This is a genomic window from Cytobacillus sp. EB106-05-05-XG126, from assembly GCF_058791715.1.
In genome coordinates this window covers 1-20,827 of record NZ_JBYTDU010000014.1, presented here as the reverse complement: position 1 = coordinate 20,827, position 20,827 = coordinate 1, and the positions used below count along the sequence as shown (strand labels likewise).

At 37.4% G+C, this 20,827-nt stretch carries 21 protein-coding genes; 7 read left to right on the top strand and 14 right to left on the bottom strand.

The window, feature by feature from the left end; translation table 11 throughout:
- The first annotated feature begins 83 nt into the window (after positions 1 to 83).
- Positions 84 to 1,745 carry a ribonuclease J1 gene (gene rnjA / locus AC3WTL_RS21740; protein ID WP_492370008.1) on the top strand — a complete coding sequence of 554 codons (1,662 nt, stop codon included), beginning with the start codon at positions 84 to 86 and terminating at the stop codon, positions 1,743 to 1,745.
- Between the two features lie 70 nt (positions 1,746 to 1,815).
- Here rnjA and AC3WTL_RS21735 read toward each other — a convergent pair whose 3' ends face one another.
- Positions 1,816 to 2,358, bottom strand: a complete 543-nt coding sequence (locus AC3WTL_RS21735) for a recombinase family protein (protein WP_492370007.1) — start codon at positions 2,356 to 2,358, stop codon at positions 1,816 to 1,818.
- Between the two features lie 221 nt (positions 2,359 to 2,579).
- Between AC3WTL_RS21735 and ltaS the strand changes: the two genes are divergently transcribed.
- From ltaS to AC3WTL_RS21710, 5 genes are all read left to right on the top strand, one after another.
- Complete coding sequence (ltaS, locus tag AC3WTL_RS21730; RefSeq protein WP_492370006.1) at positions 2,580 to 4,526, top strand: lipoteichoic acid synthase; 1,947 nt, start codon at positions 2,580 to 2,582, stop codon at positions 4,524 to 4,526.
- Positions 4,527 to 4,768: 242 nt separating this feature from the next.
- Positions 4,769 to 5,656: a tyrosine-type recombinase/integrase gene (locus AC3WTL_RS21725; RefSeq protein WP_492370005.1), complete on the top strand. Its 888-nt coding sequence runs from the start codon at positions 4,769 to 4,771 to the stop codon at positions 5,654 to 5,656.
- Between the two features lie 6 nt (positions 5,657 to 5,662).
- Positions 5,663 to 6,493 carry a tyrosine-type recombinase/integrase gene (locus AC3WTL_RS21720; RefSeq protein ID WP_492370004.1) on the top strand — a complete coding sequence of 277 codons (831 nt, stop codon included), beginning with the start codon at positions 5,663 to 5,665 and terminating at the stop codon, positions 6,491 to 6,493.
- A gap of 11 nt (positions 6,494 to 6,504) precedes the next feature.
- Complete coding sequence (locus tag AC3WTL_RS21715; protein ID WP_492370003.1) at positions 6,505 to 7,386, top strand: tyrosine-type recombinase/integrase; 882 nt, start codon at positions 6,505 to 6,507, stop codon at positions 7,384 to 7,386.
- Between the two features lie 12 nt (positions 7,387 to 7,398).
- Entirely contained in the window at positions 7,399 to 8,238 is an 840-nt protein-coding gene (locus tag AC3WTL_RS21710; protein ID WP_492370002.1) for a tyrosine-type recombinase/integrase, read from the top strand.
- Between the two features lie 75 nt (positions 8,239 to 8,313).
- Here AC3WTL_RS21710 and hepT read toward each other — a convergent pair whose 3' ends face one another.
- From hepT to AC3WTL_RS21690, 4 genes are all read right to left on the bottom strand, one after another.
- Complete coding sequence (hepT, locus tag AC3WTL_RS21705; RefSeq protein ID WP_009336060.1) at positions 8,314 to 8,718, bottom strand: type VII toxin-antitoxin system HepT family RNase toxin; 405 nt, start codon at positions 8,716 to 8,718, stop codon at positions 8,314 to 8,316.
- Positions 8,708 to 9,115, bottom strand: coding sequence for a type VII toxin-antitoxin system MntA family adenylyltransferase antitoxin (gene mntA / locus AC3WTL_RS21700; RefSeq protein WP_492370001.1), 408 nt, complete (start codon positions 9,113 to 9,115; stop codon positions 8,708 to 8,710). The genes hepT and mntA overlap by 11 nt, the downstream gene beginning before the upstream one ends.
- A gap of 487 nt (positions 9,116 to 9,602) precedes the next feature.
- Positions 9,603 to 9,839: a glutaredoxin family protein gene (locus AC3WTL_RS21695; protein WP_083805748.1), complete on the bottom strand. Its 237-nt coding sequence runs from the start codon at positions 9,837 to 9,839 to the stop codon at positions 9,603 to 9,605.
- Between the two features lie 214 nt (positions 9,840 to 10,053).
- The gene (locus AC3WTL_RS21690) at positions 10,054 to 10,692 is read right to left on the bottom strand and encodes a class I SAM-dependent methyltransferase (RefSeq protein ID WP_009336058.1); all 639 of its coding nucleotides are present in this window, start codon (positions 10,690 to 10,692) and stop codon (positions 10,054 to 10,056) included.
- Between the two features lie 974 nt (positions 10,693 to 11,666).
- Here AC3WTL_RS21690 and ltrA point away from each other — a divergent pair.
- The gene (gene ltrA, locus AC3WTL_RS21685) at positions 11,667 to 12,926 is read left to right on the top strand and encodes a group II intron reverse transcriptase/maturase (protein ID WP_492370000.1); all 1,260 of its coding nucleotides are present in this window, start codon (positions 11,667 to 11,669) and stop codon (positions 12,924 to 12,926) included.
- Positions 12,927 to 13,086: 160 nt separating this feature from the next.
- Here ltrA and AC3WTL_RS21680 read toward each other — a convergent pair whose 3' ends face one another.
- From AC3WTL_RS21680 to AC3WTL_RS21640, 9 genes are all read right to left on the bottom strand, one after another.
- Positions 13,087 to 13,611 carry a DUF2269 domain-containing protein gene (locus tag AC3WTL_RS21680; protein ID WP_198286744.1) on the bottom strand — a complete coding sequence of 175 codons (525 nt, stop codon included), beginning with the start codon at positions 13,609 to 13,611 and terminating at the stop codon, positions 13,087 to 13,089.
- Positions 13,611 to 13,823, bottom strand: coding sequence for a hypothetical protein (locus tag AC3WTL_RS21675; RefSeq protein ID WP_009336056.1), 213 nt, complete (start codon positions 13,821 to 13,823; stop codon positions 13,611 to 13,613). Before AC3WTL_RS21675 ends, AC3WTL_RS21680 begins: the two co-directional genes overlap by 1 nt.
- A 204-nt stretch (positions 13,824 to 14,027) precedes the next feature.
- On the bottom strand, positions 14,028 to 15,092 hold the full coding sequence (locus tag AC3WTL_RS21670) for a HAMP domain-containing sensor histidine kinase (RefSeq protein WP_492370046.1): 1,065 nt from the start codon (positions 15,090 to 15,092) through the stop codon (positions 14,028 to 14,030).
- A gap of 2 nt (positions 15,093 to 15,094) precedes the next feature.
- Positions 15,095 to 15,802, bottom strand: a complete 708-nt coding sequence (locus AC3WTL_RS21665) for a response regulator transcription factor (protein WP_284522325.1) — start codon at positions 15,800 to 15,802, stop codon at positions 15,095 to 15,097.
- 366 nt (positions 15,803 to 16,168) lie between these two features.
- Entirely contained in the window at positions 16,169 to 17,077 is a 909-nt protein-coding gene (locus tag AC3WTL_RS21660) for a F510_1955 family glycosylhydrolase (RefSeq protein WP_009336052.1), read from the bottom strand.
- Positions 17,078 to 17,663: 586 nt separating this feature from the next.
- A complete protein-coding gene (locus AC3WTL_RS21655) occupies positions 17,664 to 18,113 on the bottom strand; it encodes a DUF305 domain-containing protein (protein WP_492369999.1) in 450 nt (149 codons plus the stop codon).
- A 71-nt stretch (positions 18,114 to 18,184) separates the two neighbouring features.
- The gene (locus AC3WTL_RS21650) at positions 18,185 to 19,594 is read right to left on the bottom strand and encodes an MATE family efflux transporter (RefSeq protein ID WP_492370045.1); all 1,410 of its coding nucleotides are present in this window, start codon (positions 19,592 to 19,594) and stop codon (positions 18,185 to 18,187) included.
- A gap of 94 nt (positions 19,595 to 19,688) precedes the next feature.
- On the bottom strand, positions 19,689 to 19,961 hold the full coding sequence (locus AC3WTL_RS21645) for a DUF8832 domain-containing protein (RefSeq protein ID WP_492369998.1): 273 nt from the start codon (positions 19,959 to 19,961) through the stop codon (positions 19,689 to 19,691).
- Positions 19,962 to 20,228: 267 nt separating this feature from the next.
- A complete protein-coding gene (locus AC3WTL_RS21640; protein WP_492369997.1) occupies positions 20,229 to 20,738 on the bottom strand; it encodes a hypothetical protein in 510 nt (169 codons plus the stop codon).
- Positions 20,739 to 20,827 lie beyond the last annotated feature (89 nt).

Below are 20,827 nucleotides of genomic sequence, written 5' to 3'. Positions count from 1 at the left end.
CGTTTCCATAATTGAACATTATGCTATCTATAGGATTTAATCCTTCTTTATAGAGTCAAATATGATAATTAGGAGTTGAATGAATGTCTATAAAAAAAGAGAATAAGGTTAAAATATTTGCCTTAGGCGGTCTTGGGGAAATTGGGAAGAATACATATGTCATTGAGTATATGGATGAAATGGTACTGATAGACTGTGGTATTAAGTTCCCGGATAATGAACTGCTTGGAATTGATTATGTATTGGCAGATTATACATACCTTAAACAAAATAGAAATAAGCTTAAAGGCATCTTCATTACCCACGGCCATGAAGATCACATCGGAGGAATCCCGTTTTTATTCCGTGATGTGCAGGCACCGATTTTTGGCGGGGAATTTGCTATTGAGCTCATAAAAAGCAAGCTCGCTGAGCACCGGATAAAAGGCGCAAGGTTTCAGCAGGTTGATAATGAAAGCGTTGTTCAATTAAAGAATATGAAGATACGGTTTTTTCGTACGACGCACAGTATTGCGGACTCCTTTGGTGTTGTGGTATCAACACCTGAAGGGAACATCGTCCACACAGGAGATTTCAAGTTTGATTTGACCCCTGTTGGTGCTGAAACCGATTTCCATAAAATAGCATCAATTAGCCAGGAAGGGGTCCTTTGTTTATTATCAGACAGCACCAATAGTGAAGTTCCCGGCTTTTCTTTATCCGAAAAGAAGGTAGCTGGTGCGATAGAAGATGTTTTTCGAAATGCAGATGGCAGAGTCATTTTTGCCACATTTGCATCAAACATTGACCGCATTCAGCAAGTAGTGCAATCGTCTCTGAAATACAATCGGAAAATAGCAGTTGTGGGTAGAAGCATGGAAAAAACTCTTGAAATTGGAAGAAGACTCGGGTACATATCAGCTCCTGATAGAGCTTTTGTTCATATAAAAGATATTGGCCGGCTTTCAAGCCATGAAGTGACGATTATTTGTACAGGAAGCCAAGGAGAACCAATGGCTGCTTTATCGAGGATTGCGAATGGTATCCACAAGCAGATACAAGTGATCCCAGGAGATAAAATTGTCTTTTCATCCTCACCTATTCCGGGGAATGGAATAAGCATAAGCAGGGTTATGGACAAATTGCTGCGGGCTGGTGCTGAAATTATCCATCACAAAATAAGTGAAGTCCATACATCAGGCCATGGAATGCAGGAAGAACAAAAACTGATGCTGCGCTTAGTGAAGCCTAAATATTTCATTCCCATTCATGGAGAGTACAGAATGCTCAAAGAACATGTAGGCTTAGCAGTAGCTTGCGGTATTTTAGGCGACAATTGTTTTATACTGGATAATGGTGATGTATTGGAATTAACAGCAGATAGTGCTCAAATAACGGATACAGTTACAGCCCAGCCAGTATATGTCGATGGGAATGGTATCGGGGATATCGGGAATATTGTTCTGAGGGATAGAAGAATACTATCCGAAGAAGGGTTAGTCATCGTAACCATAGCAATTGAAAAAAATACTCGTAATCTGGCAGCAAAGCCAGCTATTGTAACCAGGGGCTTTGTTTATATCCGGGAATCCGGAAGTTTGATTAATGATCTTGAAGATCTTGTTAAAGATAAAGTGCTGACTGAATTACCTGAAGCAAAAGATCGTGCATATTTTAAGAAAGAAATCATTGATGTTGTCCAGCCGTTCCTGTTTCAAAGAACAGGGCGGAGACCGATGATCCTTCCAGTTCTTATGGAGATTTAGAATCAGAATCAAAACCAATGATAGAAATCCAGCAAAGCAGGGTTCCTTTATCCCTACTTTTGCTGGATTTTTATTTTCCCAGATACCTGTATAACGTAGACTTGCTTATTCCTGTTTCATTTTTAATTTCGGCCAGGCTGTATTTTTTGCTTTCATACATTGCAATTGCTTTCTTTACATTTTCATCCGGTATTCTTGGCCGTCCTGGAAGGATTCCTTTCTGTTTTGCTTCATGAATCCCTTCCTTGGTTTTTTCGCTGAGTAAATCTGATTCAAATTCTATAATATGAATGACAATCTCCTTAAATGAGCTGTTTTGATCATTCCTTGTATTAATGCCCTCTTTTAGAGAATGGAAATAAGCTCCCTTTTCCTCTATTTCATGCAGGAGTTCAACTAGATTCCGGGTGGAATCAGCAAACGTAAACAGTTTTGCAACAACTACTGTATCTCCTGACCTAAGTTTCTTTATCATTGCACGCAGATTCTGTCTCTCTTTAGAGGAAAAATGGGATTCATTTATAATCAAGTCACAATTCGCATTCTTGAGTAGTTTATGCTGTCTTTTACTGTTTGGATCACTTGAATATGGCCTGGCATATCCAATTAACATGTATAACACTCCTGACTATCACTATCATTAAAATGGGATTTTTTTCATAGAGAATAATATGTATATATTATTGCCAGTACCAAAACAGTTCATTTTTGGGACGATTCGTGGTACACTCTTTTTATCTTTTGTTAATCTTATTCCATATTGTTTAGTTTATACTAACGGAGTTTTTATAACACTTACTTTAAATACAATGTTTTTTAGAAAGAAGGGTGGAAATGAAAGAATTAGTAAATAAAACACTGACGAAAGAATTTACTTTCTTTTTTATAGCTGCGGTATTAATGCTTTGGCTTAAGACTTATGTTGTCCAATTAACACAATTCAGTTTAGGCATAGAGAATACGATTCAGCAAATTTTGCTTTTCTTAAACCCTCTAGGTTCTTCATTATTATTTTTGGGTTTTGCTTTTCTATTTAAAGGAAAGAAAAAATTTGCAGCACTTCTTATGATCGACTTCTTCATGTCGTTTCTCTTATATGCAAATGCGTTGTATTATCGTTTTTTTAATGATTTTATTACCTTGCCGACTCTAACACAGACACAAAACTTTGGGGATGTTAGCGGAAGTATAGGTACATTGCTTAGCCCTTTGGATGTGTTCTTTTTTGCTGATGTTATTTTGCTCCTGCTTCTTCTTACATTTAATTTTAGAAGTTTACAAGTTAAAAAGATAGCATCTAGAAAAGTAACTGCCTTGCTGCTCATTGCCTTAAGTATATCAGGGATAAATCTGGCCATTGCAGAAGCGGACCGTCCGCAATTATTAACAAGAGGGTTTGACCGTAACTATATAGTAAAATATCTCGGCATGTACAATTATACTATATATGATGCTGTGCAAAGTACGAAAGCTACTGCACAGAGAGTTTTTGCAGACAGCAATGATATTACGGAAATTACCAATTTCACAAAATCGAATTATGCGGAGCCCAATCCGAACTACTTTGGTGCTGCTAAAGGAATGAATGTGATTTATGTGCACATGGAATCTATTCAAAATTTCCTTATTGATTACAAACTGCATGGAGAAGAAGTTACACCATTTTTAAATTCCTTAACTAAAGAAGGAAATACACAATACTTTGATAACTTCTTTCACCAAACAGCTCAAGGTAAAACTGCAGACGCTGAATTTATGGTAGCAAACTCACTTTACGGATTACCTCAAGGTTCAGCGTTTACAACAAAAGGATTAAATACCTATCAGGCGGCTCCAGCAATATTAATCCAGCAACGCGGATATACATCTGCAGTGTTTCACGGGAATACGGGGAGCTTTTGGAACAGAGATGAAATATATAAATCATTGGGATATGACAAGTTCTATGATTCCAGCTATTATGAGATGAACCCGGTTGATCTGGCTGACTATGGGTTAATGGACAAGCCATTCTTTGAACAGTCCATGACATATTTAGAAGCCTTGCCGCAGCCTTTTTATGCAAACTTTATTACGGTTACGCATCATTTTCCTTTCACAATCGATGAAGATGAAGCAACTATAGAGAAGCACACAACGGGGAACAAAACAGTAGATAACTACTTTCAGACAGCAAGATATGCTGATGAAGCACTCGAACAATTCTTTACTTATTTAAAGGAGTCAGGATTATACGATAACTCTATTATTGTTATGTATGGCGATCATTATGGAATATCGAATAACCATAACAAAGCAATGGAAGAAGTCATTGGAAAAGAGGTAACACCGTTTGAAAGTGCAGGACTTCAGCGCACTCCTTTATTTATTCGTGTACCCGGCATGGAAGGCGGAGTTAATCACGAGTATGCAGGACAAATCGATTTGCTTCCAACCCTGCTTCATTTGCTTGGAATGGATACAAAAGAATATGTCCACATGGGAACTGATATTTTATCTAATCAGCATGATGACATTATTCCGTTCAGAAATGGAGACTTTGTAAGCTCAAATTTCACATCTGTAGACGGTAAGTTCTATGATTCAGCAACTGGCGAGCTGCTGGAAGAAAATAGATTAGATGAAGCAAGAAAATATAAGGAAATTGCTGAACAAAAGCTTGATTTATCGGATAAGGTTGTTAATGGAGATTTGCTGCGCTTCTATACTCCTGAGAATTTTGTACCGGTAGACCGTTCTGAGTATAATTATCTTATGTCAAAAGAAATTGAAAACAAATAATTGAATCTAATAGGAAGAAAAGGCTGTCATGGATACTTTGGCAGCCTTTTTTTATTGGACTAGTATTTTTTAAAAAAGAATCTTGGAGTTATAGGATAGATTTGAAGCTTTAGCATCGGTTTCAGGTTTTCCTCCTAAATGAAATTATCTTATTATTCCGATTGGAATTAATGGTATAAAAAAGAATCTTCTTGTTAAAGATTATTACATATGATTAATGATACTAGAAAGGAGGTGAAAGGATGGAAGAAATAAGTCAATATTGGAAAAGTAGCCTTAAAGATGAGTCAATGAGAACTATCATGAATGAATATTTGTTGAGTTTAAAACTTGAGAATAAAGCTGAACGAACAATTAAAAACTATCGTTGGTTTTTAGAACGCTTTTTTACCATGTGTACAATTCCTTTAAATCTCTTAACATCTGAAGATGTGAAAGAGTATTTAAATCATTTTACCTATGGAAAAAAAGAAAAGACTGTTGATGTTTATTTATCAGCACTGTCTTCATTTTTACAATTTTGCCTCGCAGAAGAATACATAAGAAATATTGTAATTAAAAAAAGATGGAGACCCAAAATCCGACAGCCCTTACCAAAGTATTTAAATGAGAAGGAGTTTGCCAAGGTGAAAGTTACAGCTGAAAATGTGCCTCCTCGTGATCGGGCACTGATTTTATTTTTATTTTCTTCAGGATGCAGAAGTTCAGAAATCTCCAGGCTATCAATTCAGGATGTCAATTTAGAAAATAGATCGGCTGAGGTAACGGGAAAAGGAAAGAGAATTAGAAGGGTGCACTTTTCAGAGGAGTGTGCCATTGCATTGTGTGATTATTTACAAACAAGAAGCAGCAAGGGGATAGAACCCTTATTTTTGGATAATTCGGGCCAGCGTATTCAAACAAAAGCGATTTATTACATCATAAGGAAACTTGGCAAAAGGGCTGGAATGAAGCAATCATTATATCCACATTGTTGTCGACATACATTTGCCACCAATACGCTTGCAAGGGGTGCAACACTTGAATTTATTGCAGATCAACTGGGGCATGTAAATTTAAATACAACACGTATTTATGCACGAATCCTGACAGAGGATATGATTATAGCTTATCAAAATAAAATGGGGTAGATAACGTTGAAACTGACTGTACTAGAGACCTTTTTTGATGATCATCAATCTAGGTTTAGTAAAGAAACCATTCGAAGCTATAGGCTTTCTCTTAGACAGTTTTTTATCTTTTGCGGAAAGAATTTTGACGAGGTCAAAGCAGCAGATATAAGAGCATGGCTAGCATCAATGGAGGAAAGAGGCAATAAAAAACGTACAATTCATATTAAACTATCGGGTTTGAAATCGTTCTATCAATATTGTATGGAAGAGAATCTTATTAAGAAAAGTCCAGTGCTAACAATAAAAACGCCAAAAAATGATGATATTCTTCCATACTATCTAACCAGACGTCAAGTAGCCCTGCTGCAAGAATTAACAAGAAATAATAACGAGTTTCGTCCTATCATAGAAACGTTATATTCTACTGGAGTAAGGGTTAGTGAACTATTACAAATAAAGCTGGAAGATATTAAATGGGACACCCGGCAAATATGGATACGAAAAGGAAAAGGAAACAGAGAACGCTTTGTCCTTTTTACCCACGATTGTGCTGAACGATTAAAAATATACCTGGACAAGCGAGAAACGAAAAGCCTGTTTTTATTTGCAAATCGAAGAGGAGGGCAGCTACACCGGGAATATATACAAAAAAACTTTCGCAGTTTCTCTAAAACTCTTGGCTTTAGGGTAACTCCCCACACGCTGCGCCATACATTTGCAGCACACCTAGCAGAGAAAAATATGCCTCAAAGTTACATTCAGGATCTGCTTGGCCATGTGGATATTAATAGTACCCGTATTTATACACGGTTAATGGAACATGCGCGTAAAAAGCAATATGATCTTTACCACTAGAGGTGAATAGAATGAACAAGTATTGGGAGTTGACTAAAGACTTACCGAATGAAAGCAATCAAGATATCGTTGGAGAATATTTATTAAGTTTAAAGGTATCGAACCGAAGCCAGGTAACGGTCACGGCCTATCGCAGATTTTTAGAGTATTTCTTTGGGGACGTGAAAGAACCGTATACTACTTTGACATCAAATACAATTCTGGATTGGTTTAAAAAGAATGGAGGACATTTTAGCGAAGCAACGCTGAGACTTCGCTTAAGTATTCTTTCTTCATTTTATAAGTTTTGCGTGCAGGAGGGTTATGTGGACTGTTCTCCAATGAAGAGCCGGTGGTTTCCTCGACTGCCAAAACCACTTCCTAAGTATTTGGAAAAAGAGGAAATCGCTAAAATTCGCAATTACAGTGAAATAACCACTCTTCGCAATCAAGCGCTGGTGGAATTTATGCTGACAACCGGTTGCCGAGTAAGAGAAGTAAGCAACTTAAATCGGGAAGATGTGGATCTTGAGAACCGTACAGCACGAGTAGTTGGAAAAGGAAAGAAAATCCGCTATGTACATTTTACGGATAGGTGTGCTCTTTTATTGGAACGGTATCTAGCAGCAGGTCATAATTCTCCAAATGCGCTTTTTGCAACCTCTTCAGGTAAACGGTTAGATGTTCGGCCAATCCAGCTTCTTATCAAAAAGCTAGGAACTGGAGCGGAGTTGAGTACCACCTTGCACCCACATCGATTACGGCATACATTTGCAACAGAATTATTGGCTAAAGGGGCTGATTTATCGTTTATTGGGGATGAATTGGGCCATAGTGATGTGGGCACTACTCAAATCTATGCCAGACTTCCCAAAAGAGAAATCATATCACTTTACCGAAAATATATGGGATAGGGAGTATTAGATTTGATAACTTCAGAAATTAGCTTGAAGCAGTTTAAAGACGAATATAGTTTTCGATTAGAAGAAAAGACTGTAAACATGTATATATTAGCAGTGGAACAGCTAATGGCCTATGGTGATAAACCCTATTCTGAAATTAATTCCAGAGATATTAGAAGATGGATGGCATCCTTAGAATCAAAAGAATATAAAGCTGCTACTGTGAAAAGTAAGCTCGCTGGCATCAAGCTGTTTTATAAGTACTGTACAGAAGAAGGTCTTCTTGCTAAAAATCCAGTGAAAAACATTCCTTTTCCAGAAGTGGAGGACAAATTGCCCCGCTATCTGCAGCGGGATGAACTGTTTCAGCTACGCCAATTAGTAAAAGGAAAGCTAGAGGAAAAAGCTGTTATTGAAATGCTTTATTCCACGGGTGTGCGCCTTATGGAGTTAGTAGACATGAAAAAGTTGAGTATAAATTGGAAGGAACGAATGATAACAGTACCAAAAGGGAAACGTAAAAAAGAGCGGATTGTGCTATTTACACGAGAGTGTGCGGAACATCTGAGAGCCTATTTAGATACACGTGAGGACACACTTCCATTTGTTTTTGTGAATTCAAAAGGCACAGGTCCGGTGTGTCCGCGTACCATCCAATTAAAATTTGAAAGCTATACCAAAAAACTGGGTACTCACATTTCACCACATACCTTACGCCATACATTTGCTGCGCATTTAGCACGGAAGGGGATGCCCTTAGCATGTATACAGGTTCTTTTAGGGCATAATGGTCCGCACCAAACACAGCTGTATGCTCGTTTATATCATGAGGCAAGAAAAGAACTGTATGATCAATGGATGTAAAAAAATGGAATAAATATTCGTATAATACAATTATTACGAATAGTAATTTACATAATAATATTATCTAAAACTAGATCAGTGCATTAAAATGGTTTTTGTATATTCAAAGAAATCCACTAAATGATTATCAAGTATCTTTTGAAGGATCACTAAATTGATTTCTTGGTAATCATGAACCGCGATATTACGAAATCCAACCATAGCTTTCATCTTATCTGAAAGAGAGGAGGGAATAATACCTTCAGATTCCAATAGGGTAAAGGCATCCCGGCTTTGCTGTGGGAGTCCCAGCTTTTTAACAGCTACTATGTGCATACCCAAGTCAATACTTGCCTCACAAGCCCGCTGTAGATTTAAAATAATGGAATCTTGCTTTGTATAATTCTCTAGATTTTTTGGGTTCTTGTCGTATTCTTCGTGTATTCGTTTAATACAGCGTTCAATTATATTTATTTTGTTTAAAATTACATCACTTTTCATAAATTGTCCCGCTTTCGTCAATTTTTTTTAAAATTTCTGATCGCTCCTCGTTTAGCTTCGCATACATTTTTAATACTCTAACTTCAAATTCAGCTTTTTTGTGCTCATTGGTACAATAAATAGTTGTTCCGGATTGAACTATTTGGGCTTGAAATACTGTGCTGGCCTGGTTTAAATCAATGAGGTCCACATCTTTGTTGAGTTTTGCTGCTAATTCCTGAGCAATCATGAATATTTGATATTTATCCGCTTTTATTGTGTCACCCAAATATGCAATATCAATGTCACTTTCCTTATGGGTATTTCCACTGACAGTTGAACCAAATATAACTATCCAATCGGGGGATAATTTTTCACGTAGTACATCTATAATGGTTTCTTCAAGGTGTGGATTCAATATTTAAACCGCTCCTTTACTAAAAATCCTGAGATTGATCTTTAACTTTAAAGGTGGAAAATGTCGGATGGTATAACTCCAATTATGTATAATTTCATCGTGATAATAAACTAATTAATTTCTTATTCAAAAATATAAAGAATACTAAGTATATTAATTATAGCAGGCCCTTGTTTACATGTCGATTATAACTATTCGTAAAATAGTTATTATACGAATAGTTGTATGGTAATCCCCCATTGCCTTAATTGAATAGAAACATTATGTTTTTTATCTTAAATGCCTAACTAAATTAAACTCAACACTAAACAAAATAAATGAGACCACCTATTGGCGGTCCTTTATAATATATTAACTTGTTTGTGTAACTATTAAAATTTTGAATAAAAGAGCTTGAGGTTAAATAAAATTTATTAGTTTCTAATTTCAGTCAAAAACTTATAATTCTAAATCCTTATCTACATGCTTATCTGTTTTTTAATTTATATTATTGCACATTTAGTAACTTTACAATTTTGTCCTTATTTACCTCGAAACCAATAAAAATCTCAGGGCGTTTAATAAAACCGGGAAGTCTTTTATCTTTTATTACAAAAGTAGGTACAATTCGTGAACCCGTTCTTTCTATCATTTCCTCCTCTTTATCAGGGACCTGGGTCAAATCATATTCAATGTATTTAATATCGTGCTGCGAAAGAAACTCCTTCGCTTCTTTACAATCCAGTCATGTTGGTCTTGAATATAATTCTATTTGCAATTTTTGCAAGTTTATCTCTCCTTTATATTCGACTTATCTATTTGTATTTTACCCATAAATACAAATTGTAATTAAATATACCAAATTGAAAAGTACGGAATATAGGCCTGCTTCAATAGGTTTCGCATCCTTATCTAGACTCTCTTACCCACCTAGCAGCTGGATCGCCAATAACTTTTGACTAGTCGGTACCTTGCTTTTCCGCTATTACACAATAATAGTCTATGGACTTGTCGATAAAATGTTCTATCCTGATACTTGAGTAACCGGTTTTTGTTAGTAAGTTCTCGATTTCCTCTGCTGCTGGAGTATATAATTTAAAATCATAGTCATCAGATGCTCTTTCCGTCATTATCTCCCTGGAACGAAACGAAATGACCAACCTACCTCCCGGCTTGAGCACTCTTCTTATCTCGCGTAGGGCAAGAATTGGACGAGACCAAAAGTAAATCGTGTTCACTGAAAATATTTTATTGAACATCGAATCGTCAAAAGGAATTTTTTCTATATCTCCCTGTTTGATCTGTACTCTCCCCTGCTTGATGAAAGCCTTATTGAGTTTGGTTGCAGCCTGGACCATTGTATCAGAATAATCTATACCGCACACATGAGTTCCCTTTATTCTTTTAATAATATCTGCAATATATTTTCCGTTACCAAAACCTATTTCTAGTATATGATCCTGTTCTTCAATATCGAGTAATTGGATTGTCTTTTCATTCATCGGAGCATTGATATTATTCATCAACTTACCCATTAACTTACCAATGAAACCTTTGGGACTTCTAGATTGACAAGCAAAGTATTTTTTAAATCCCATACATACCCCTCCAAATGGTGTATTATTTGGGGAATCAAATTTAGTACTTACCTCTTTTTTTATTTTCAATTCTCATTCTAATTATAATTAAGATTTTATTTCAACATTACTACTATTTAAAAAAATGCATCTCTATGCCAGATTCTATACTCCCTGCATTAGTCGATAGGAGAATCCTATATATCTACCCGCAATGGAGAATTTGCATAAGAATATGAAAGGTGAATTTTACTTTATTAATAAGAGATTTTTTATTTGACTGAGAGGCGTTGGGATGAGGATTTAACATTTTCAATAACAGAGCGGCAGACTCACAGAATGAGTTGAATGGAAATGAGCAATTCAAGAAATTTCACTAACCCCTTTAGGTATTGGTTTATATTATAGATAAACCTAACACTGCCTGTGTTAGGTTTTTAGATGTGCGCCCGGCATGGGTGCAGTCTATAGGGTGCAAGTCCCGAGCCATGAAGGCAGTAGTAGTGGTTAGCTTAACGCAAGGGTGTCTGCGGTGACGCGGAATCTGAAGGAAGCGAGCGGCAAACCTCCGGTCTGAGGAACACGAACTTCATATAAGGCTAGGTACCATTGGATGAGTTTGCATTACAAAACAAAGTCCTTACTGCCGAAGGTGGTACAGAGTAAATGGAGCAGATAGATGGAGGGAAAGACTGTACTCTTACCCGGGGAGGTCTGGTTGGAACGCCAAGCACACTTGGTAACCTATCTAGCAATAGGTAGCTGAACAACCAGAAGTCAGCAGAGGTCATAGTACCTTACCTTCTCGAGACGGTAAGGGAAGGACTGAACAATTAGGAAGAACGAGAACTAGGCATACAATTCCTGTGTAGAAGCAGACAATCCGAAAGGACTTACTTGAAGGAGGAAGTGGTGAATTCCACAGGGGACTTCATGAGGGTGGAGCAGGAATAACATAATTAGATTTCTACGTTCACGTCGAAAGGAAATATCACATGTTAATGGATCTGATTCTGTCACGGGAAAACTTAATAGAAGCACTTAAACGTGTGGAGAAGAACAAAGGGAGTCACGGCATAGATGGAATGTCCGTAAAATCCCTACGAAGACATCTTTATGAGAACTGGGACACCCTTTGTGACTCTTTAAGGAAAGGTACCTATCAACCTAACCCAGTCCGTCGAGTCGAAATCCCGAAATCGAACGGTGGAGTAAGGTTACTAGGAATACCTACCGTGACAGACCGGTTCATCCAACAGGCCATCGCCCAAGTTCTAACCCCGCTTTTTGACCCAACCTTATCAGAACATAGTTATGGATTTAGACCAAAAAGAAGAGCTCACGACGCTGTTCGTAAAGCAAGGGAATTTATAAGTGAAGGTTATAGATGGGTGATTGACATGGACTTGGAGAAATTCTTTGACAAAGTGAATCATGATAAATTGATGGGGATAATGGCAAGTAAAATCCAAGACCGATTGGTCTTGAAATTGATACGGAAATATCTCCAAGCAGGAATCATGATAAATGGTGTAGTCCATGATGCAGAAGAAGGGACACCACAAGGAGGTCCTCTGAGCCCTCTTCTTTCGAATATCCTTCTGGATAAGCTCGATAAAGAGCTAGAAAAGAGAGGTCACAAGTTTGTCCGCTACGCCGATGATTGTAATATTTACATGAAATCGAAGAAAGCTGGAGAACGAGTGATGAACTCGATTACATGCTTCATTGAGCAGAAATTAAAGCTTAAAGTAAATAGAGAAAAATCAGCGGTAGATCGCCCGTGGAAACGAAAGTTCCTTGGCTTTAGCTTTACGTTTAATAAGATACCGAAGGTTCGAATAGCAAATGAAAGTATCAAAAAGCTTAAAACTAAAATAAGGGAGTTAACCTCCCGTTCTAAAGCAATTCCTATGGAAGTTAGAATCGAGAAACTAAATCAATATCTAACGGGATGGTGTGGATATTTTGCATTGGCTGATACACCAAGTAAATTTAAAGAATTCGATGAGTGGATTAGAAGAAGACTTCGTATGATTGAATGGAAACAATGGAAGAAACCGAGGACAAGAGTAAGAAAACTCAAAGGTCTAGGTGTCACTGACCAAAAGGCATACGAATGGGGAAACTCCAGAAAGAAATATTGGAGAATAGCCTCTAGTCCAATCCTACACAAAACCCTCGATAACTCCTACTGGAGTAATCGAGGGCTTAAAAGTCTATATCAAAGATATGAATTTCTACGTCAAACTTAATTGAACCGCCGTATACCGAACGGTACGTACGGTGGTGTGAGAGGTCGGGGGTTAGTCACCCCCTCCTACTCGATTGCCTATCTAGTAATGGTTTATGTTGAACATTTTATCTAACAACTAAATAAATTTGACTTAAGTTGGTAGCACCTACTAGACTACATCACGGTTTTGGCAAATTGCGCTTCTCCTGCTCCTTACGCCACCCATATCGGGTTGTGCCTCTAGGCTTGTAGACAGATAATATTGTAATAATGAGCAACACCAATAGGGCTCCAACAGCATGATTCATACCAGCCCCCATTGTACGGAGGTCAAGAATCGATGTTGTCGGATCTGCTGCTAAACTGATCATTTTATTAAGTGTCTGTGTGAAACCAAGCAAAATGATGGTAGCGAAGACAGTTAAAAGAAGTTTGAAAACCACCCAATAGTGCTTAAACAATCCCCAATGCGTGAAAAGGGACATGACAATTCCCGTTAACAGCGAAGCGAAGGACATTGGGACGATGACGTAGCTGGTGATCGGATCTAATGCTAGATAGGCTGCACGCACCATCTGTGCATCGTGGTTGATCTGAGTAACGGCTGCGAGAGCTAGGTAAGCAATGACCGCTCCGAGCCACCCGACAGACGCAGTGATATGTGTGGTAAGCGCGAATTTACGGATGCGGGGTGTCATGGTCATCACTGGGCTGTCCCCTGCTCTGTCTGTTCGGTTGGTTCACCCATAGGTAAGTGGCGACCAGGGCCGTGGTCACCATTTCCAAAAAACACCTTTATAACAAACAATAGTACCAGGGCGATGACGATGATCCCAGATACCTTTACCCAACGTGGCATTGGCGGCGGCTCTTTAGTCACATTCCGGCCATTATCGTTTTCTGGTGATTTTTTCATTTAGGTTTCCTCCTGCTTAGATGTAATGAATTCTTTTTCTAAAATCCTACTTAGTTCCATAACCATACTTGCAAACTTATTGTAAATGAGAAAACTAAAACGCTGATAATATGAAAATAAAAAGTTATAAAAAATATAAAAAAGTATGAAGTTACTTACCAAAAAAACTTTCAGTTTCAACCGAAAGTTTTCCAGAAAAGATTCTTATATTTTAAGTGGAAGTGTAAAACGGATTCCCAATCCTCCATGATTTGATTGAAAAGCATGAATTTGCCCGCCATGATGTTCAATTATTAATTTACAACTGGAAAGACCTAATCCGGAGCCTTGATTATCCATTTGTCTAGACTTATCTACTGTAAAAAATTTAAGAAACAGCGATGATAGATCCTTAGATGGCACTCCAACACCATTATCCTCTATTTGAAAATATGAATAACTATCCTGCGCATAACCGGTCAAATAGACATGAAGGTCTTTCTTGTTACCGTATCTGACAGCATTGCTAAAAAGATTACCAAATACGCGCCGTATCATGTTTTCATTAATACATATGATTTGGTTCGAATTGAACCTCTGCTTCCATGTAAGTCTGAAATTGAATCCGGATAATTCGGTTTCATATTCAGTTGCAATATTTTCAAACAATCTATGAGCCTCCATCGGTCTCATATCAATGGTTTCAACTATAGCCTCATTCTTGGTATACATAGAGAAAGTTTCTATCAGCTCCACCATGTGTCTTGATTTTTTCATAATAAGCTCATAATAATCCTGTGTTTCCATTTTAGTTAGATTCTTTTGCATGGAGAGTAGTTCCACAAATCCTGTTATCGAAGTTAATGGGGTCTTCAAATCATGAGCGATAGCAGCGATCATATCAACCTGTTCCCTATGAGCCTGGTATAATCTTTCTTCCATCTCATTGAAATGATTATACAGGTCCCCGATTTCGTCCTTTCTTCTTGAATGCAATGGGGTTCGGGAGTTACCGATATTTACTTTTTTTAGCCTCGAATTGAGGGTTTCGATCGGTTTAGTGATGTTAAAGTGAAAAAATATGGTTAAAACAACAAATATCAATCCCATTAAAAAACTAAGAAGTAAAAGCATTTGAAAATGAACCGGACTAAAAATATTTCCTAGCAACGCGTGCCCTTCATCTGAAAATAACGATTTTATATATAAGACAAAAAAGGCTGCAATCAGCAGAAACATTAGCAAAAATATTAAGAGAAACAGTAACGGAAGCTTGGTTTTTAGCTTCATGTTCATCTATTCCCTTCAATATATTTGTACCCGACACCCCAGACGGTTTTGATAAAATCATACTCTACGCCAATCTTTTTGCGGATATTTTTTATATGAACCGTGACAGTGTTTAATTCTCCGTACTCGTCTCCCCAGACGCTATCATAAATTTGTTCACGTGTGAGGACATTATTTGGATGATTCATCAGAAAGGATAAAATTTGAAATTCTTTTGTCGATAAATCGAGCTTTTCATGATTCAAAAAAGCTTCAAACGACTTATCATTTAATATGAGCGGCGAGTTTGAACTTTGAAAGTTCATATCCTTTTCGTGCCTAAGACCACTCCATTCCTGAAATAGACGGTCAACCTTTCTGAAATGAGCTTTTATGCGTGAGGTAAGCTCTTGAATGCTGAAAGGTTTAGTCATATAATCGTCTGCACCAATTTCCAGTCCAATAATCTTGTCCATATCTCTGTTGCGTGCACTTAGTAATAGAATGGGAATGTTGTATTCCTTTCTAATTTTTCGGCATACTTCTAAACCGTCCATTTCTGGCATCATGATATCCAAAACAATAAAATCAATCTTGTTTTCTTTCAGTATAGATAAAGCTTCTTTTCCAGAGTAAGCTCGTATTGCATTAAATTGTTCAAACTTTAAGCTTTCTGTAATTAGTTTTACAATGTCACGCTCATCATCGACCACTAAAATCGTTTTCTCCATTTTTTTCACCAGCTTTATTCCTTTTTTCATTTTTCTTTCATGGTAACAAAAAAATTTAACTTATGTGGCACTTTATATTAATTGGATCTTTATTGAAATCTATCGAATTCGCTAAGACGTATCAATTTCAGTTTGTCTCCTAGGGGACTTAAGAAAAAGCACTAAAATTTAGGAATAGTCACCAACCCTTTTTGAGGGAGAAACGACGGGAATCTAGGAAATGCATTCTTCCAGTATGTTTATAGTAAGGAACACAGATTCAATTCCACTTCAAGCATTTGAATCTTTCTGAATATTATTTCTATTGCTATTTTCTGTGGTTGGATGTTTCTATTTCTTAGACTCAAAAGGTACGTTTGCCTACTTTCAGCTGATACCATCCAATTTTCCTTTGGTCACAACTTGTTGCCATTTAAGCCCTCTGTCTATTGTTAGGAACATATCATTTGTCTGTGTAATTAACACTACTTCGTTTCTATTTAAGGGGTTAGAAGTTATTTCAATGATTGCATCGTTTTCACTTATTTCGGGTAACAGGAATTTTTTTTTCATTCTAGTAGCTAAATCTAACTCATACAATTGAGCATTCCCATCTTCTATTAAGGAAAAGAGAAGAGTCTCTTCTTCGAAGTATAGGGATGTTATCATATCTTTTTTACTTATTAGCTGAAAGTTGTCACCAAAGTCTGTCGAATAAAAAAGGCCATCTTTTGTAGAAATACCAACCAGTGCAGCCTCCTTTGGATGGGTGGCAATTTTAGAAATTGATTTAGAAGTTAGACCATTCAGTTCACTTAACTCCCAAGTTTCACCATTGTTCTTCGAAAAAAAGATACCTGTGTATAATTTAGAATTGGGGACTTCATTTATTACATAAATCGCACGGCTGTAATACCCAACCGCCATATGATGGAAATCCGATTCCCCGTAAAATGCTAATTTTTCTAATGTCTTTCCATTATCCGTACTTTTGATTAGGCCAAGAGGATCCTTAAAATCAGAATCCGAATCTGGATGACCACTCGAGTAAAATCCATCATACGTTGCTTGGAATCCTATATAATCATGATTATTGGTTGTGGATTCATTCCAGCGTCCCTTTGAAAATTTCAATAAACCTGAATGAGTAGCAACAAAGAGTTCCTCTTTTTCCTCTGTGTACCCTATACCGTGAATATGCTCTATATTTCTATCAGTAACTTCAGTGTAACTAAATCCTTCATTGTAATTCTGGTCTTTTGAGCACCCTAATAGCATTACCCCTAATCCCGACACAAGTATACTCCATTTCAGTACATTGATTTTGAACGCCTCCTAAATACATTTAATCTTTCTGAAAATAGGCGATATCACAATATTTATCGTGATTTTATGATTAATTTTATAAGGAAGTTTTCAGCAGGAGTGTGAGGGCATGAATATAAAAAAATACTTTGCGCAGCTTTAAGACTTAAATTTACTAAAAAGATGTCAAGAAAATATGAAGACCTTCAGTTTTACATGTTTTTTATTAGTAGTTAGTATATCTGACATAACAAAAATGCTGATTATGGAAGTATGTTTTTTATATGAAATAAAGCCAGAAATATGTACTTTTGATTAAGAACTTGCATATTATTAGCTCACTATTGATTTAGATTATTGAACAAAAGCACCCTATAGTTTAGGTACATTTCTTCACAATAGTTCCGATGTTTTTCTACTGTCACAGTATGAGTCTAATAATCATTAAGAATTTTTTCTTCTTTTACTAACCTGCCCCGTTTGTCATTATTTTTTGTTGGTGTATAGGCGCGCAGTTAAATATTTGAATCTAAAAACGCAAAAAGCCTCTTTAAAAGGCTTTTTGTGTTTTGTACTTTTAGTCTTCTTCAAGGTCGTTAATCAAACTTTTCATTTCTGAAATCTCCTTGCGTTGGGCTTTTATAATTTCATCAGCAAGGCTTCTAACCCTTGGATCTGATATCTCCGCTCGTTCACTGGTCAATATGGCAATGGAATGGTGAGGGATCATAGCTTCCATATAATCCACATCATCAACCAAGGTTTGGCTCCTCAACAGATATATTGAAACAAAGAAAACAATCACACTTCCCGCAGCAATTCCTATATTTAGTTTCCGGTTTTTTAACATGTTACGCATAAATACCAGCATAATAACAGCCATTGTTGCGCCCATTAAAAGAGCCATATAAGCTCTTGTTTCACTGAAAAAAACGTGATCTAACTTAAATGTACTGAAATATTTAAAGATAAACATGACAATCGTGGATACCGTAACCATTCCTGCAAATTTAACATAGGGTTTCATTAAATATCACCTCTTAAAAAAATTCAAATGTATCTTTATCCATTAGGGAGTTACTTACCCTAGAGAAATTATTAATAACTATTTGCACAAGCTGGCAAATCTTCCTTTGTTGTTTGTGGATCACATTCTGTTCTTGGTTCAGGTGCCTTTTCAAGCTCCATCCATTTATCTCGTTTGAATTGAATTAACAGGATAATGGCTCTCAGTCCAATGTCAATGCCTATGGCAATCCATACACCTGCCAAACCCCAGTCAAGCATGATGGCAAGCACGTAGACCAATACGGTGCGGACGGCCCACATGCCAATGGCTGTAATATACATGGGAAACTTTGTATTGTTTGCCCCTTGGAAAGCTCCTGTCATGACTAGGAGAATTGCCAGCAGGGGCTGAAACACACCTGAAATTTTAAGCGCGGTATCGATATTCGAGATGACCGCCTGATCTTCTGTGAAGAAACTGCCTGTCCATTCCCCAAGGAAAAATAGAAGAATACCTAGAATGGTCATTGATATGAAAGCAAAATAGGTAGATAGTTTTGCGTATGTTTTAGCTTCTTCATATCTTCCTGCTCCGACCTGTTGCCCGACCAGAATGGTTGCCGCTGTCGCAAACCCATAACCGATCATGTAGGAAAACACCTCAATATTACCTGCTATCTGATGTGCCGCGAACGAGTTGGTCCCCAGCGCCACAATAAACCCAAAGTAAACGATCTGACCGGCACGCATTAATAATCTTTCGCCGGCTGCCGGGGCACCAAGTGTAGAAAGTTCCTTAAGGTGCGTCAAATCTGGCTTCCAATAATCCTGGCGAAACTTGAGCACTTTTTCTCGATTGATATAGTAGACAAGGAACAGACTTCCAACAATTCTGGAAAAAACTGTAGCGATTGCGGCACCCACAATGCCCATTTCCGGTATAAACAAAAACCCGAATATTAGAACGTAATCAAGAACTCCGTTTACGATGTTTATTACAATACTAACAATCATCGGGGACCTAGTATTACCGGCTCCTCTTAAGATTGCACTCATTACAAACATAAGTGACATAAATACAGACGGAATTCCGACAATTCTAAAATATAAAGCCCCAAGCTCTAAAACTTCCTCTTCAATCCCCATCAATCTTAATAGCGCTTCGGCAAATATTAAGGTTAAGAGTCCTGTAATCAAGCCAAAAACGATGGAAAGGACGATCGATTGCTGGGAGATATGACGCGCTTTTTCGTGGAAACCCGCTCCCATAAAGTTTGCAATCCGTACATTTGCTGCAATGCCAATTGCCATAAACAAGGCAAAGTAAATGGCAAGAATGGCGTTGGTTACACCAACCGCTGATACAGCTGCCAGGCTAATTTTTGAAACAAAATAAGTATCGACAAACCCAAGAATGGTTTGAAAGAAATTCTCGATTACGGCAGGAATGGCAAGAATGATGATCAACTTTAACCTGGCTTTGTTGGTATCGGCTGCCATTACTTTGCTCGGTTCAATTCGTTGTTTCAAGATCACTTCTCCTTTCCTAGGGTTTGACCAATTTCTAGAATAAAAGCACACGGAAAGTGTACTATTATAGGGATTTATTTGGAACTTCCACGACAAAGGGGACGGTATGCAACTCCCCTTTATGTTTAAACTGCCCCCAAATTTTATAAATACCCGACTCCGGAAATGAAGTCATATAGATAACGGTCGGTCCGGTCGTTTTTTCATCAGTTGGATGAACGTGAAGGAATTCATCCAGGTCACTGCTGACAATTACCATATGACCAGCTGATCCTAGGTAGGGTTCCAGATCTTTTACAGGCTTTTGGCTTTCAGAATCCTTTAGGGTAAAAGCCATCGTAAGATGCTAGTTGGCAGCTAATTCCTCAAAGGATAGTCTCATGCATTTTTTCTTTAGCTATTCAACCATCTTGTGCTGATAAATGTGTAGCAATAAGCCCCATATCTGTAGCAGGCAGTAACATATGCATTCCTCCTGATTATGGTATTTTCGGTTCATCTATCTTCTACCACTTCTATAGTGAATTAAACTGCACAAAAAATGCACATATTGCTCCACAAAAAAGCCGGAGCAATCAAATGGGTTCCGGCACGAATGAGATGGCTATTCATTTTGTACGTGGGAATAATGCTGCAGAGTCAAACGCTGCATTTCTTTGCTAACCCTGGGAATAAATTCTCCACGAGTATGTTTTATTAGATGGTCATACATCATTTGCATGCTTACATCCTGGTATGACATTTGAAAGTGGATATTTTTGACGTTATCATCCTTCATCATTAAGGCTGAATTAAAATTATCGCTCCCCATCAGTTTGGCGGTCGACCTCGCATCAAGGGCAATATCTTTCTCATATTCTTCGAGAGTGCCTAAATTTATGTTCCAGTTTATTGAATCAATATCGGATAGAAGCACCTTATGTGTTCGATCTGGGTCGATAAGATTGAGCATTGTTCTAACATGATTTCTTAACATTTTAATATTTAATCCCAATAAATTTTTTAATACAGGGTTTTGTACTGATGAATAATACAATTTAAGCTTATTTATGACCCCTTCATGGGTACTCAAATGTTCCGCCATGATCCCAAGGTCCACCGCAGGTAAATTCACTTTTGTATCACCCTCCCTCTATAAATATTGATATAACAACGGTTTGACCCGTTGGTGGGATGTCAAAAAAATATTTTTCGACATATACC

Bases quoted from the DNA above. Each gene is read 5' to 3' on its own strand.
- AC3WTL_RS21670 (WP_492370046.1), bottom strand. From the start codon at position 15,092: ATGAAGCTAAAAACCAAGCTTCCGTTACTGTTTCTCTTAATATTTTTG.
- AC3WTL_RS21675 (WP_009336056.1), bottom strand. From the start codon at position 13,823: ATGAAAAAATCACCAGAAAACGATAATGGCCGGAATGTGACTAAAGAG.
- AC3WTL_RS21665 (WP_284522325.1), bottom strand. From the start codon at position 15,802: ATGGAGAAAACGATTTTAGTGGTCGATGATGAGCGTGACATTGTAAAA.
- AC3WTL_RS21655 (WP_492369999.1), bottom strand. From the start codon at position 18,113: ATGAAACCCTATGTTAAATTTGCAGGAATGGTTACGGTATCCACGATT.
- ltrA (WP_492370000.1), top strand. From the start codon at position 11,667: ATGTTAATGGATCTGATTCTGTCACGGGAAAACTTAATAGAAGCACTT.
- AC3WTL_RS21650 (WP_492370045.1), bottom strand. From the start codon at position 19,594: ATGGCAGCCGATACCAACAAAGCCAGGTTAAAGTTGATCATCATTCTT.
- ltaS (WP_492370006.1), top strand. From the start codon at position 2,580: ATGAAAGAATTAGTAAATAAAACACTGACGAAAGAATTTACTTTCTTT.
- AC3WTL_RS21690 (WP_009336058.1), bottom strand. From the start codon at position 10,692: ATGGGATTTAAAAAATACTTTGCTTGTCAATCTAGAAGTCCCAAAGGT.
- AC3WTL_RS21715 (WP_492370003.1), top strand. From the start codon at position 6,505: ATGAACAAGTATTGGGAGTTGACTAAAGACTTACCGAATGAAAGCAAT.
- rnjA (WP_492370008.1), top strand. From the start codon at position 84: ATGTCTATAAAAAAAGAGAATAAGGTTAAAATATTTGCCTTAGGCGGT.
- AC3WTL_RS21645 (WP_492369998.1), bottom strand. From the start codon at position 19,961: ATGGCTTTTACCCTAAAGGATTCTGAAAGCCAAAAGCCTGTAAAAGAT.
- AC3WTL_RS21725 (WP_492370005.1), top strand. From the start codon at position 4,769: ATGGAAGAAATAAGTCAATATTGGAAAAGTAGCCTTAAAGATGAGTCA.
- hepT (WP_009336060.1), bottom strand. From the start codon at position 8,718: ATGAAAAGTGATGTAATTTTAAACAAAATAAATATAATTGAACGCTGT.
- AC3WTL_RS21680 (WP_198286744.1), bottom strand. From the start codon at position 13,611: ATGACCATGACACCCCGCATCCGTAAATTCGCGCTTACCACACATATC.
- AC3WTL_RS21735 (WP_492370007.1), bottom strand. From the start codon at position 2,358: ATGTTAATTGGATATGCCAGGCCATATTCAAGTGATCCAAACAGTAAA.